This window comes from Neisseria arctica (genome assembly GCF_022870905.1).
GTDB classification, from domain to species: domain Bacteria; phylum Pseudomonadota; class Gammaproteobacteria; order Burkholderiales; family Neisseriaceae; genus Neisseria; species Neisseria arctica.
Window position 1 is genome coordinate 1,286,583 of sequence record NZ_CP091510.1, and the last position, 12,848, is coordinate 1,299,430.

Consider the following 12,848-nt stretch of genomic DNA (forward strand, 5'->3'; position numbering starts at 1 on the left):
TAGCAGCCTAGCATTATCATAAAAAATGCCGTCTGAAACTTTCAGACGGCATTAAATATTTATCCATATCTTCTGTAATGTTTCTACCAGACTAAGCAATAGAATTAAGCCGAAGATTAGTTAATCAAATCAACCCCACTGCCAGCGGTTACGCCATGCTCCCAGCACCGCATTCGGGTATTTATTGCTACCCAAACTACCGTTAAAACGTGCCAGTGCGCGGGAAAGATTACCGCGTTCGACATTATTGTAATGCCGTAAGATTGTGCAACCGTAACGAAGATTCGTGCGGATATCGAAAAGGTTGTGCTCAGGCTTGCCGATATATCGTTTCCAGAACGGCATAACCTGCATCAAACCTCGGGCACCCACACTGCTGATGGCATATTGGCGAAACGCACTCTCTACCTCTATCAAACCCAAAATAACCTGCGTATCCAAGCCGGCACGCACCGACTCATATTGGATATTAACCAACAGGCGGCGGCGCTCGCCTTCGTCGGGCACAAAACGGGCCAACCGTGCCGACATATCACCCAACCAGCGCCGACCATCCTCTGCACGGGCAAAAACCAGTCGGGGCGGATTGACATTATTAATCGAACTGCGCATCACCGAAGCAACGTCATCCGAAAGAGTTTCCTCGCGTTGCGCCCCTGCCTGAGCCCAAGCCGGCAATAAAAGCGCAGATCCCGCCAATAACAGGCGGCGGCGGCCAATGGGGAAATCTAAGTGAGGTAGAAACATTTCTTTTTCCGTATCGTGAATAATCATTATTAGATTTTTTGAAAATATACCGCTAAAGGCCGTCTGAAAAACCTTAACGATATTTATGGGGTATTTCAGACGGCCTATTAGATTTAATACGCTTAAATTAATATTCGTATTGCACACTCCAAGCAACCGTTCCGCCGGCTCGCATCGGTACTATTTTTTCACCGTTACCGAAAGGCAAGCTTTCAGGCACTTGTTGGGCTTGTTTGTGCAAAGTTAACGTACCCGGATTTTCAGGCAGCCCGTAGAAACGGGCGCCATTTTTTGATGCAAAGGCTTCGAGTTTATCTAATGCGCCAGCCTGTTCGAATACTTCGGCATAAAGCTCGATAGCGGTAACGGCACTAAACATCCCCGCACAGCCGCAAGCATTTTCTTTTGCGGTTTGAGCATGCGGCGCACTGTCCGTTCCCAAAAAGAATTTATGTGATTTTTCACCTGTTACAGCCGCAACCAATGCTTGGCGGTGGCTTTCGCGTTTCAATACGGGCAGACAGTAATGATGCGGACGAACACCGCCGACCAACAAATCATTACGATTCAGCAACAAATGCTGCGGCGTTACCGTTGCGGCGACATTTTCGCCCGCTTCACATACCAAACGGGCGGCTTCCGCCGTGGTAATGTGCTCAAATACCACCTTGAGATTAGACACTTTTTCTAAAACAGGCTTCATCACGCGTTCGATAAAGACTGCCTCACGGTCGAAAATATCAATTTCCGGATCGGTCACTTCACCATGTACCAAAAATAAAATTTCCTGCCGGGCCATCTCTTCCAACACTGGAATCAGCTTGAACAAATCGGTTACGCCGGAATCTGAATTAGTAGTAGCGCCCGCCGGATAAAGTTTGAAAGCAACGATACCTGCGGCTTTGGCTTCGCGCACCAACTCCGGTGTGGTACGGTCGGTGAGATATAATGTCATCAAAGGCTCAAAACCTACCCCTTCCGGTACCGCAGCCAAAATACGCTGTTTATATGCCAAAGCCTCTTCGACTGAAGTTACGGGCGGTTTCAAATTCGGCATAATCAGCGCACGCCCCATCTGCCTTGCGGTAAACGGCACTACCGTCTGCATGGCTTCGCCGTCGCGTACGTGCAAATGCATATCATCCGGCCGGATTATAGTAAGTGTTTGCATAATATTCCTTTATAGATATTTTCATGGAGCTAAGTTAATGATTAATGACTACTTTTCCGAGTTGCTCTTCCCGATAATCCAAAGCGGCCTGGGCAGGCAGAAAATCAGATACCGAGGTATTGGCGGTTAATAACACTTCGCTTCCACTCCCGGGGCGCCACCAAGAATAGACTTTCTGGGTAAAAGGAAACGGAGTCGAAGTATAATTTTCCGCACGTAAAGCCGCCTGTACACCGTTACGCCCCTGTAAAGCCAACTTGGCGAAGCCCTCCTGCAGGATATCCGCATCGGCACGGGTAACTTGTATACGGCAGTTTCCGTCTCCACTCAAATAATATGCCGTGTCTTTATCCGGCCTGAACAGCCATACGTTTTTTGCATCTGCGGCTAATAATCCGAACGGCTGAGCGGTCAATTCGGCTTTTTCCAGCTTATGCCAGCCTTTTTGCCGGGCCCAAGCGGCCATGCCTTGCAAATCGGCGCCTGTTTCGATACAGGCTTCGGCAAAAAAAGCAATTGCCGTCGTCGCATTGTGCCGCATCAAATTGTCCCCGGCCTCATCCGTCCGGTTGCAGGCAGAAAGCAGGGAAACGGTTAATACTGTTCCCAAAACACCGTATGTTTTCACTTTCAGACGGCCTTATTTGTGCTTAACGACTAAGCGGTAAGTACCGTCTTCTTCTGAGGATTCCAGCAAAACATGTCCGGTTTGCTTACAAAACGCAGCAAAATCGTCAGGAGCACCGGCATCGGTCGCCAATACGGTCAAAACTTCCCCCGCCTGCATAGCGGCCAGTGCTTTTTTGGCTTTCAAAATCGGCAACGGACACTTCAAACCCGTCACATCCAATAATTGCGTATCCATAAATATTCTTCTTTAAATAATTTTTAATTATATAACCAAATAAAATGAATCACCAATACGGGCAGGATGCCTGCACCCGGCCTTTTCCTTAACCTATATTGCACGGCCGAAACGAAATCCCTACAATAGTGCACGCAAATCAATTGGAGAACACTATGCGCCGTTTATGTTTGCTGGCTATGATTATCGCAAGCGCCCAGGTTGTCGCGGCATCCCGCCACGATAAAGACACGCTGGTTAACACGCGCTATGTAGAAAGCGCGGCCGAACGTGCCGCAAATGGTTTTAAAGAAACCGAAGTAGATTTACCTCCCGTACCGGATACTCGCACAGGCGAGTGGTTCGAACTCCATATCAACAATGATTTCAACAAAAGTCCGCTATTACTTCTGGATAGTTTGAGCCTGGCTCCCGACGGCAGTGTGCGTTATATATTGAACACCCGCTCGGTGCAAGGTTACGACAACCTGAGCGCAGAAGGCTTTTACTGCGCGGGTACATCGTTGGCTGCAGATGAAAAAAACCGTTCCAGCTTTAAAACTTTTGCTTATGCAGATACTGTTAACCAACGCTGGATACGGCCGCGTAATGCCGAATGGAAACCTATCGGTGCAATTTTGAATACGGCCGACCCCATACGCAGCGTCATTTACCGTGCGTTCTGTATTGACGGCGTTCCCGGTACCGAAGAAGGCTTGAAACAACGCATACGCCAACGCAGCGGCCGTTATGCCGATACCCTTACCAATACCGCCAAATAACCTTACAGGCCGTCTGAAATATTCAGACGGCCTCTTTAACGACTCTCCCCTTTATGGACGAACATTTTATTCTGTTGCTTATTATCGGCTTTTTAGCCGGCCTGATGGATGCCGCCGTCGGCGGCGGCGGATTGCTGCAAATTCCCGGCTTGTTCAATTTCCTTCCCTCCTCTACACCGGTAGCCTCGTTAATGGGCATCAATAAATTCGCATCATTTTGCGGAACCTCCATGGCTACCGGCCGGTTGGTACGCAGCATAGCCGTACCGTGGAAAATGCTGCTTCCTGCTGCTGCGGCTGCTTTTGCCGCCTCCTATTGCGGAGCCAAACTAATCGCTTATCTGCCCGTGCAATACATCAAGCCCGTTATGTTGGTGATTATGGTGGCTATGTTTATTTACACCTTCGCCAAAAAAGATTTGGGGCAAACCGTACGCACCACCGCACTCAGCCGCAAAGAAAACTATATAGGCTTGGGTTTCGGCGCACTTATCGGTTTTTATGACGGCATTTTCGGCCCCGGAACAGGTAGCCTGCTAGCTTTCATATTCGTAAGGTTTTTCGCCTATGATTTTCTAACCGCCAACGCATCGGCCAAAGTGATCAACCTTACAACCAACTTGGCCGCACTCACCTTTTTTATTCCTAATGGCCATATCGTCTGGGCATGGGCATTACCGCTTGCCGCCGCAAATCTTTCGGGCGGCCTTATCGGCGCACAGGTTGCACTGAAAGGCGGCAGCCGCTTTTTGCGCTACGGCTTTATGGTTTTACTGGTAATTATGATAGGCCGTTTCGGCTGGGATTTATTCAATGCTTAAGGAAAAACCGTGAACATCAGCGAAGCGGCCAAACGTACAGGGCTTTCCGGAAAAATGATCCGCGATTATGAAAAAATGGGGCTGATCGCTCAAGCGGAACGCAACCAATCAGGTTACCGCCGCTACACCGATGCCGACCTGGAAGCTCTGCACTTTATCAAACACGCGCGAGATGTGGGTTTCTCGCTTGCGCAAATCAAAACCCTGCTTGAGCTGAAAAATAATCCCCAACGCACCAGTGCAGAGGTAAAACAGCTGACTGCCCGGCATATTCTCGACCTACGCGAAAAAATCGAACGCCTACAAAGCATGACGTCCACTTTACAAAGTTGGCACGACAGCTGCCAAGGTAATCTTGATCCCTGTTGTCCGATTATCGAACAACTGTCAAATCATACATAAAAAAGATATAAAAGCCGTGGAAGCATATACTGCAAAATAAAAATACTTATAAACCCCGTTTTCAAACATAGCATAAGGTTGGTCGCAATCATCAAGCACCATGATTACCCTGGGCCTAAATACAAAATATACAAGGCCGTCTGAAACTTTTCAGACGGCCTCTTCTTTATCCATATTTTATTTTCAATACAAACGCCCTATCATTTCACGCAAAGCACTACGGCGCGGTTCGTTCAAAACACAAGCACGCTTAAAGGCCGCCTCCTCTCCCCAAAAAACAAATCTTTCACGCGCCCGTGTAATAGCAGTATAAAGCAAGGCTTTGTTCAACCCCGCCCCATTCTCGGACAATAAAGTTACGGAAGGCAGCAGCAGCCAAACATCGCGGTATTCCGAACCTTGGCTTTTATGTACCGTCATCGCAAATGCTTCAACGGTTGCAGGCAAGCGGCTCAAGGCAATCTGACGATATCCGTCTGCCGAAGCAAACCAAGCGCTTAAGCGATTATTTTCATCAGGCATCACCAATCCGATATCACCGTTAAACACACCCAAACTGTAATCATTGCGCTCCACCATCAATATCTGCCCTGCAAACCATGATGTATCGGTCCGCACCCGCCCGTATTTCGCCAAGCAGCGGCGATAGGTTGCATTAAATTCGATCGCATCATCACGCCACGCAGCCAATACAACCGCATCAGTTTGACGGGCAAATGCTTTGGCCACATTACCTTCGTCTACAGCTGCCCAATAGTCCTTCTGTAATTCATACAGTTCTTCGGCTTGCAAACGGCTCGTCCCCTGCCTTGCCGACAATACTTCGGGATGACGTTCAAACTGAGCCCAAGCTTTGTCGGCATCTTCCGCCACTACCGAACGTGCCAAATTGCCGATTCCACTGTTTTCGCCAAAACGGTGGCTTACCAACAAGCGGGCGATATTTTCCGATAAAGGCTGCGGCTGAGAGGCCGTCTGAAAACCGTGTTGCGGCAACATGTTCTGCAATAGTTGTGCAGTCTCGCCGCTTAATATGGTGGGTTGTGCCAACTGCGCCAACACAGCCCCTGCACCTACCGAAGGCAATTGGTTTTCATCTCCTAACAATATCACACGGCAACCGCTGGGAACGGCAGCCAACAGCTGGCGCAACAAAGCGATATCAAGCATAGAGGCTTCGTCTACAACCAAAATATCCAAAGGCAGCGGTTGGTCGGCATTAAATTGCGGCGCCATCTGCGGAGGGCGCAATTTTAATAAACGGTGTACGGTTTGGCCTTCTAACTGAAGCAGATGATTACGCACTTTTTCCGACAACTCGAAATCATCCAAAGCTCTGTATAAAGCGCGCGCCATGTGTGCCGCGGCTTTACCCGTGGGCGCCGCCAATGCGATGCGCGGCAAAGCAGAAATACCGCTGCACAACAAGCCCAACAATTTTGCCACCGTAGTGGTTTTGCCCGTACCCGGGCCACCGCTAATCAACATAAACGGCTTCAGCAACGCCAAAGTAGCCGCGTCCCTCTGCCCTTCACTACCCGGACGTATAAACCAATCGGATAACAATTGTGCCGCTTGCATCCAATCCACCGGCGCAATTTCAGACTTAGCCAAACGTACAATCTCTCTGGCCAAATCGTATTCAAGCTGCCAGATTCTGCCGATAAACAGCCGACGCCCCTCCAAAATCAGCGGCGTATTGCCGCTGTTACCCACAATCGGAAATGCCTGGGAAAGCTCTTCCGCCTCCTCGTCATTCAACCAAATAAAAGCATGGCCGTCTGAAAGTGCAGAAAACAAACGCGGCAGATACGGCAACACTTTGCCGGCCATTTCGGGACTGCGGCGCATCAGTAAATCGGCTACGGCTTCCGCTGCCGCGCGGTTAGGGTCTATCTGTAAAACTTCGCCTGTCATCGTTTAGTTAATTTCTAAAATAATATATTGATTTATATTAAAAATAAGACAAAAAGCAAGGCAGTATGATAAAAAGCTGCCGAACAAATCGTTCATTCCGGCCAAATATATTTTCAAACGGCAAAATCAAATAACCGATCAGTAAACTACCCCAATCTTGCTCGATACGGAAAAAGCAATGTTAGCATATAAAAACGGCACGCCCATAAGGTGTGCCGTCTGAAAAACTGCCAAAGTATATTGCGTAAGAATATTGTATCAGCTCTCTTGCGCCCCTGTTTGCAGGTAATTGGGCAAACCCAAACTGGCAATTAGTTCTTGCTGGGTTTCCAGCCAGTCAATGTGTTCTTCGTTGATATTTTTTTGCTTTTCAAGCAGCGCACGGCTGACATAGTCCTGCTTCTCTTCACACAAAGCAATTGCCGCCGCTAAAGCTTGATGTTTCTCATTCTCTTTGTTCAAATCACAGTCAATGATTTCTTCGGTATTTTCGCCGATCAACAATTTACCCAACTCTTGCAAATTAGGCAGGCCTTCCAGCATCAAAATCCGCTCGATTAAAGCATCGGCTGATTTCATTTCTACGATAGACTGTTTGTAAAAATGCTCGCCTAATTCTTCCAAGCCCCAGTTTTTCAAAATGCGGGCGTGTAGAAAATATTGGTTGATGGTTACCAGTAGCAAACCCAGATTTTTATTCAGTTCGCGAATCACCATACGGTCGCCTTGCATCACACTCTCCTTAATTTCGTGATGATTACAGTTGGCTTTGCAAATAGTTTTGCAAACCCATCAATTCAATCAAACGCAGCTGCTGTTCCAACCAATGCGCATGGTCTTCTTCGGTATCTTTCAACTGTGCCACCATCAGCTCACGGGTTACATAGTCCTGCTTTTCCTCGCACAACTTAATGCCTTTTTTCAAAGCATCACGTACTTCATATTCCGTATTCAAATCAGCGCGCAACATGGCCGGAACATCTTCACCGATATTCACAGCGGCGGGTACCATTTTAGGTGTGCCGCCCAACATCAAAATACGGCGGATAAAAGCCTCTGCATGCTCGGTTTCTTCTTCCATTTCATGTCCCAAGCGCTCAAAGAGTTTGTTATACCCCCACTCGGCATACATCCGTGAATGGATAAAATATTGGTCACGCGCGGCAAGCTCACCGGCTAAAAGTTCGTTCATATAAGCAATCACTTCTGGGTTGCCTTGCATTGTGTCTTTCCTTTCAGTATTAACAATATGCAGCCATACCGCCCTAGCCATTCAGACGGCATGTCACGGTTTCTATTCATGACGCCATTGTAACAACCGGGGTATATTTTTCAACTTTCTATTTAAAATACAAACAATTATCAAATGTAACCACATTGCCTCCATGCTTACGCTCCCGCTTAGATGTTTGTTTATTTTAGATTTTTGTCACTTATGATATTGATAATCTATCACACGCCGCCTGTTAATTTACAAAAATTAACTAGAGAAAATGACTATATCATTACAACACCCGCCACCTTCAAGGTTTACATACACATAACGATTCGCAAATTAGCTGGAAAACCGTGTTATAATGTGCAGTTATCTTTTTAGAAATTTATAAAGGCCCTTAAGCCATGAAAGCAATTCGCAATATTGCCATTATCGCCCACGTTGACCACGGTAAAACCACCTTGGTTGACCAACTACTGCGCCAATCCGGTACATTCCGCGCCAATCAGCAGGTTGACGAACGCGTAATGGACAGCAACGACCTTGAAAAAGAACGCGGCATTACCATTCTTGCCAAAAATACCGCCATCGAATATGAAGGCTACCATATCAACATCGTTGATACGCCCGGACACGCCGACTTCGGTGGTGAAGTAGAACGTGTACTCGGCATGGTCGACTGTGTAGTATTGTTAGTCGACGCCCAAGAAGGCCCCATGCCGCAAACCCGCTTCGTTACCAAAAAAGCACTCGCACTCGGCCTGAAACCGATCGTTGTCATCAATAAAATCGACAAACCGAGCGCACGTCCGAGTTGGGTAATCGACCAAACCTTCGAATTATTCGACAATCTCGGAGCCACAGACGAGCAGCTGGACTTCCCCATCGTTTACGCTTCGGGCCTTTCGGGTTTTGCCAAGTTGGAAGAAGAAGACGAAAGCGACAACATGCGTCCGCTTTTCGACACCATTCTGAAACATACTCCCGCCCCCAGCGGTAGTGCGGGCGCACCGCTGCAACTGCAAATTTCACAACTCGATTACGACAACTATACCGGCCGCCTGGGTATCGGCCGCATCCTTAACGGCCGCATCAAACCGGGCCAAGTCGTTTCCGTAATGAATCACGACAAACAAGTCGCCCAAGGCCGCATCAACCAACTCTTGGGCTTTAAAGGCTTGGAGCGCGTGCCTTTGGAAGAAGCCGAAGCGGGCGATATCGTAATCATTTCCGGCATCGAGGATATCGGTATCGGCGTAACCATCTGCGAAAAAGACAACCCTGTCGGCCTGCCCATGTTAAGCGTGGACGAACCTACCCTCACCATGGACTTCATGGTTAACACGAGCCCGCTGGCCGGCACGGAAGGTAAATTCGTTACCTCCCGCCAAATCCGCGACCGTTTGCAAAAAGAGTTGCTGACCAACGTAGCCCTGCGCGTAGAAGATACCGATGATGCCGACGTATTCCGCGTATCCGGCCGCGGTGAGCTTCACCTGACTATCCTTCTTGAAAATATGCGCCGCGAGGGTTATGAGCTGGCCGTAGGCAAGCCGCGCGTAGTATATCGTGAGATCAACGGTGAAAAATGCGAGCCGTATGAAAACCTGACCGTAGACGTACCCGACGATAACCAAGGGGCGGTTATGGAAGAGCTGGGACGCCGCCGCGGCGAGCTGACCAATATGGAAAGCGACGGAAACGGCCGCACACGTTTGGAATACCATATTCCGGCACGCGGTTTGATCGGTTTCCAGGGCGAATTCATGACCATGACCCGCGGTACCGGTTTGATGAGCCACGTTTTCGATGACTATGCACCCATAAAACCGGATATGCCGGGCCGTCATAACGGTGTATTGGTATCGCAAGAAAACGGTGAAGCCGTAGCTTATGCCCTGTGGAATCTTGAAGACCGGGGCCGTATGTTCGTATCCCCGGGCGAGAAAATCTACGAAGGTATGATTATCGGCATCCACAGCCGCGACAACGATTTGGTGGTTAACCCTCTCAAAGGTAAAAAGCTCACCAACGTTCGCGCCAGCGGTACCGATGAAGCCGTACGCTTGACCACACCGATCAAGCTGACTTTGGAAAGCGCAGTAGAATTTATCGATGACGACGAGCTGGTCGAGATTACTCCGCAATCCATCCGCTTGCGCAAACGCTACCTGCAAGAACATGAGCGCCGCAAGCATTTCAAAAAACTTGATTAATTAACATTAATCTTGTGAAAATGCCGTCTGAAAATATTTTCAGACGGCATTTTTATTAAAACCATCAATTACGGATATTCACTGGAATACCCGTAATCAAATTTTTTATTTTGCAAACATTTGATTTGCAACCCCTCCATCCCTTTCTTCCTATCCGGATATCAGTTAACCCTTCATAAAATTTGACAGTACGTTTAAAAATACGCACACTCGCAGCACCTTTATATATCCGTTTTCATTATGACTTGGACAGCCCGCTTTCAACAGGCATTAGCCGAACAACAGCGCAAGCAGGCTTATCGCCGCCTCATCGCCCGCCGTGCAACTCAACCGCCTTACCTCGAGCGCAACGGAAAACGCTACCTGAATTTCGGGGGAAACGATTATCTTGGCCTTAGCCATGATCCCGAAATCATCCGCGCATGGCAGCAAGCCTTATCCTGTTATGGTATAGGCAGCGGAGGCTCGCCCCTAGTTAGCGGCCATACCGAAGCGCATGCGACCCTAGAACAGCAATTGCAACAATGGTTGGGCTATGAGCGCGCCTTACTGTTTTCCAGCGGATACAGCGCGAATCAAGCCGTATTACTCGGTCTGCTCCGTCAAGATGATATTCTTCTGGCCGATAAACTTTGCCATGCTTCCATGCAGGAAGCCGCCGCACTCTCTCCGGCGCTTTACCGCCGTTTCGCCCATCAACGTTACGACATTCTTGCCCAACAACTCGAAACATACGCCGATAACTCTGTTTTAATCGCCAGTGAAGGCGTATTCAGTATGGACGGCGATTGTGCCGATATCCCGCAATTATGCGCACTCTCCCGCCGCTACGGAGCCTTATTGCTCCTAGACGATGCGCACGGTATCGGGGTACTCGGAAAAGAAGGCCGGGGCAGTGCGGCAGCGGCAGGCGAACATCCCGACATCCTGATCATCACATTCGGAAAGGCAGTCGGCTCAATGGGAGCCGCCGTATTGTGCAACCATGAAACTGCCGAGTACCTGATCCAATTTGCCCGGCATCTGATTTACAGTACGGCTATCCCGCCAGCCCAAGCCGTTGCACTCAGCACCGCATTCCAACGGATACGGGAAGCAGACGGATTAAGAGCGAAACTGCAGCAAAACATTACCCGTTTCCGAGCAGGGATTCGGCAACTCGGTATGGCAGAACGCCTGCTCCCCTCTCAAACCGCCATTCAGCCGCTTATATGCGGCAGCAATCAAGCCGCATTGGATGCCGCTGAAAAGCTATCGGCACAAGGTTTGTATGTACCCGCTATCCGGCCACCTACCGTACCGCAAGGGCAGGCGCGCCTTCGCATTACATTGACTGCCGCTCATGAAGCAGAACATATCGACGCCCTTTTGCAAGGATTGCACTATGCCGTCTGAACAAAAAATACGTATCGCCCGCGCATTCAGCCAAGCCGCCCAAGGATATGACCGCGCGGCCGAACTCCAACGCCATGTCGGCCATACCCTGCTGCAATATTTGCAATGCACTGAAGCAAACGGACTAACCGGAAAAAACATTCTCGATATCGGTGCCGGCAGCGGCTACTTCAGCCGTATTCTCACCGAAGAAGGCGCCAACGTGCTGGCTTTAGACTTAGCCGAGGGCATGTTGCGCCATATCCGCCAAACACCCGATGCCCCTGCCTGCCTCCTGGCCGATGCCGAAGCATTGCCTCTTACCGAAAACAGTTTCGATATCTGCTTTAGCAGCCTTGCGGTGCAATGGTGCGATCTTCCTCAAACCGCCGCAGAAATGCTGAGGGTATTAAAACCGGGCGGAATAGCGGCCGTTGCCACACTCTCACAAGGCAGCCTGAGCCAGCTTTCACATGCTTGGCAAGCGGCAGACCATGCCGCACACACCAACCGCTTTCTACCGCAAGAGGAAATCACCGCTGCTTTCGATATTTTTGCTACCCGCACAATTTTTAGTGAAACCTGTACCCGCCGCTTCCCTGATCTCAAAAGCCTTTTGGGTGATTTGAAACACGTCGGCGCCAATCATGTGCTTGAGCGCACTGAACGCGGCCTGACGGGCAAACAGCGTTGGCTGAAATTTCAGACGGCCTATGAAGCCATGCGGGATGAAAACGGCTTGCTACCGCTTGATTACCATGTAGTTTACGTTATCGCTCGAAAAGCCTTATAGGAAAACACCTATGGCTGATTTTTCGATACGGCCTCCCATTACCAAACAAGATTACTTGGAAAAAAGTCATGAAAGCGCAAAAATGGAAAACGGCAGGCTGCATCATCCTTCTCGCGGCACTATCCGCCTGCTCTCCTCCTGGTTCAGGCCAACCGCGGCAAAAAACCTCCGCCCAGCAACCTTTACAATCGGTATCCCGCCAAGATGCCAGCCAATAGGCTGGCCTATATCGCGGTGAATTGCCCTGACCGGACTGCGATTACATTGAGGCCGAACTAACGCTCCGCCCAGAGGGAATTTATGTTTTCAAAAGCCGCTATGTCGGCAGAGTGGCCGGTGAGCTGCCGCAAATCAGGCGGGGAAGGTTTCTTTGGAAAAAGACGGTATGATTGAATTAGATGCCGCAGCACATAATATGGTATTTTTTGTAGGCAACGGCGCGCTGGAAATACGCGGTACGGATGGCAAAGCACATCCCGACCGTCACGGAAAAATCTGCCGCTTGCCCAAAATAGAAAGCTTTGACCTTCCCCGCTAATGGCTTAGAAAACACCAGCAGGCAACC

General features: G+C 49.3%; 15 protein-coding genes. 8 read left to right on the forward strand and 7 right to left on the reverse strand.

The window, feature by feature from the left end:
- Positions 1–129: 129 nt before the first annotated feature.
- The 4 genes from LVJ86_RS05870 to LVJ86_RS05885 all read right to left on the reverse strand — a co-directional run bounded on the left by LVJ86_RS05870 (position 130) and on the right by LVJ86_RS05885 (position 2,783).
- Positions 130–747, reverse strand: a complete 618-nt coding sequence (locus LVJ86_RS05870) for a lytic transglycosylase domain-containing protein (RefSeq protein WP_047760267.1) — start codon at positions 745–747, stop codon at positions 130–132.
- 127 nt (positions 748–874) lie between these two features.
- Positions 875–1,918: a dihydroorotase gene (gene pyrC / locus LVJ86_RS05875; protein WP_047760141.1), complete on the reverse strand. Its 1,044-nt coding sequence runs from the start codon at positions 1,916–1,918 to the stop codon at positions 875–877.
- A gap of 34 nt (positions 1,919–1,952) precedes the next feature.
- Positions 1,953–2,546: an NMCC_0638 family (lipo)protein gene (locus tag LVJ86_RS05880; RefSeq protein ID WP_047760142.1), complete on the reverse strand. Its 594-nt coding sequence runs from the start codon at positions 2,544–2,546 to the stop codon at positions 1,953–1,955.
- A gap of 12 nt (positions 2,547–2,558) precedes the next feature.
- Positions 2,559–2,783 carry a sulfurtransferase TusA family protein gene (locus tag LVJ86_RS05885; protein WP_047760143.1) on the reverse strand — a complete coding sequence of 75 codons (225 nt, stop codon included), beginning with the start codon at positions 2,781–2,783 and terminating at the stop codon, positions 2,559–2,561.
- A 155-nt stretch (positions 2,784–2,938) separates the two neighbouring features.
- Here LVJ86_RS05885 and LVJ86_RS05890 point away from each other — a divergent pair, with 155 nt between their 5' ends.
- The 3 genes from LVJ86_RS05890 to cueR are packed head-to-tail and all read left to right on the forward strand — an operon-like array spanning position 2,939 to position 4,767.
- A complete protein-coding gene (locus tag LVJ86_RS05890; RefSeq protein WP_047760144.1) occupies positions 2,939–3,544 on the forward strand; it encodes a CNP1-like family protein in 606 nt (201 codons plus the stop codon).
- A 53-nt stretch (positions 3,545–3,597) separates the two neighbouring features.
- Positions 3,598–4,365, forward strand: a complete 768-nt coding sequence (locus tag LVJ86_RS05895; RefSeq protein ID WP_047760145.1) for a sulfite exporter TauE/SafE family protein — start codon at positions 3,598–3,600, stop codon at positions 4,363–4,365.
- A 9-nt stretch (positions 4,366–4,374) separates the two neighbouring features.
- Positions 4,375–4,767 (forward strand): Cu(I)-responsive transcriptional regulator, encoded by a 393-nt coding sequence (cueR, locus tag LVJ86_RS05900; protein WP_075968067.1) that lies wholly within the window; start codon positions 4,375–4,377, stop codon positions 4,765–4,767.
- A gap of 183 nt (positions 4,768–4,950) precedes the next feature.
- Here the strand turns inward: cueR and recD are convergent, their stop codons facing one another.
- The 3 genes from recD to bfr (LVJ86_RS05915) form a co-directional block, all read right to left on the reverse strand.
- Complete coding sequence (gene recD, locus LVJ86_RS05905; RefSeq protein ID WP_047760146.1) at positions 4,951–6,684, reverse strand: exodeoxyribonuclease V subunit alpha; 1,734 nt, start codon at positions 6,682–6,684, stop codon at positions 4,951–4,953.
- Between the two features lie 258 nt (positions 6,685–6,942).
- The gene (gene bfr / locus LVJ86_RS05910) at positions 6,943–7,416 is read right to left on the reverse strand and encodes a bacterioferritin (protein WP_047760147.1); all 474 of its coding nucleotides are present in this window, start codon (positions 7,414–7,416) and stop codon (positions 6,943–6,945) included.
- Between the two features lie 25 nt (positions 7,417–7,441).
- Complete coding sequence (bfr, locus tag LVJ86_RS05915; RefSeq protein ID WP_047760148.1) at positions 7,442–7,906, reverse strand: bacterioferritin; 465 nt, start codon at positions 7,904–7,906, stop codon at positions 7,442–7,444.
- A gap of 398 nt (positions 7,907–8,304) precedes the next feature.
- On the opposite strand from bfr (LVJ86_RS05915), the gene typA reads away from it, so the two are divergent.
- From typA to LVJ86_RS05940, 5 genes are all read left to right on the forward strand, one after another.
- Positions 8,305–10,116: a translational GTPase TypA gene (typA, locus tag LVJ86_RS05920; protein ID WP_047760149.1), complete on the forward strand. Its 1,812-nt coding sequence runs from the start codon at positions 8,305–8,307 to the stop codon at positions 10,114–10,116.
- Between the two features lie 240 nt (positions 10,117–10,356).
- Positions 10,357–11,511 (forward strand): 8-amino-7-oxononanoate synthase, encoded by a 1,155-nt coding sequence (gene bioF / locus LVJ86_RS05925; RefSeq protein WP_047760150.1) that lies wholly within the window; start codon positions 10,357–10,359, stop codon positions 11,509–11,511.
- Positions 11,501–12,283, forward strand: coding sequence for a malonyl-ACP O-methyltransferase BioC (bioC, locus tag LVJ86_RS05930; RefSeq protein ID WP_047760151.1), 783 nt, complete (start codon positions 11,501–11,503; stop codon positions 12,281–12,283). Before bioF ends, bioC begins: the two co-directional genes overlap by 11 nt.
- A 68-nt stretch (positions 12,284–12,351) precedes the next feature.
- Positions 12,352–12,501 carry a hypothetical protein gene (locus LVJ86_RS05935; RefSeq protein ID WP_161796039.1) on the forward strand — a complete coding sequence of 50 codons (150 nt, stop codon included), beginning with the start codon at positions 12,352–12,354 and terminating at the stop codon, positions 12,499–12,501.
- 167 nt (positions 12,502–12,668) lie between these two features.
- Entirely contained in the window at positions 12,669–12,821 is a 153-nt protein-coding gene (locus LVJ86_RS05940; protein WP_161796040.1) for a hypothetical protein, read from the forward strand.
- Positions 12,822–12,848: the final 27 nt, after the last annotated feature.